This window comes from Cyclobacterium sediminis (assembly GCF_054781075.1).
Genome location: NZ_BAAGVC010000009.1, coordinates 1 through 792 on the forward strand (window position 1 = coordinate 1; position 792 = coordinate 792).

A 792-nucleotide genomic window follows, 5' to 3' on the forward strand; every position below is an offset into this window, starting at 1 on the left:
AAAACGCTCTAAATTGTTTTTACTCTGACCTACGTAATAACGGTCAAGTGAAACAGAATACAATATGTAGACAGAATAGTTCATAAAAAATGCCAGGCCGGGTTAATCCCAGCCTGGCTTCTCGTCGGGGTGACAGGATTTGAACCTGCGACCCCTTGCACCCCATGCAAGTACGCTACCGAGCTGCGCCACACCCCGAGAATTATTTAATTTCTACTATTTCTTTTTATTCGAAGTCTAAACTGGCGACCCTCCTGACCTTTGTCAGGATACGCTACCGAGCTGCGCCACACCCCGAGANCAGGATACGCTACCGAGCTGCGCCACACCCCGAGATTACTCTTAAGAATCCTTTTATTGCTTTAAAAGGAAAGGCAAATTTAATCTATTTTCAATTAATTAAAAGAGATTCGATTCAAAAATAACTTTTAGAATTAGATTTAAAGTTAGACAAGAAAAAGTAGGGTGAATGATGAATTTTTTTATTTCTATAAGTGGTTGATTCTGAATGAGAATTTATTTTGTTGAAAAATAAATTATAAAAACGATCATCTCATATTTGGAAAAAAATAACTTACCTGTTATGTTTGCATCTCAATTAAGGCAAAGGCCTAAAAAGAAAAGCAAATTCCTCCTTAGCTCAGTTGGTTAGAGCATCTGACTGTTAATCAGAGGGTCCTTGGTTCGAGCCCAAGAGGAGGAGCAAAAGCCAACACAGAAAGTGTTGGCTTTTTTTATTATGGATCAGTTTTTTGTCTATATCTTATATTCTGAGTTAATCGATAAATTCTA

General features: G+C 37.5%; 2 tRNA genes. One reads left to right on the forward strand and one right to left on the reverse strand.

The window, feature by feature from the left end:
• Positions 1-124 precede the first annotated feature (124 nt).
• A tRNA-Pro gene (locus ACYVHJ_RS11595) sits at positions 125-198 on the reverse strand.
• Positions 199-629: 431 nt separating this feature from the next.
• Here ACYVHJ_RS11595 and ACYVHJ_RS11600 point away from each other — a divergent pair.
• A tRNA-Asn gene (locus tag ACYVHJ_RS11600) sits at positions 630-703 on the forward strand.
• The last annotated feature ends 89 nt before the right edge of the window (positions 704-792 follow it).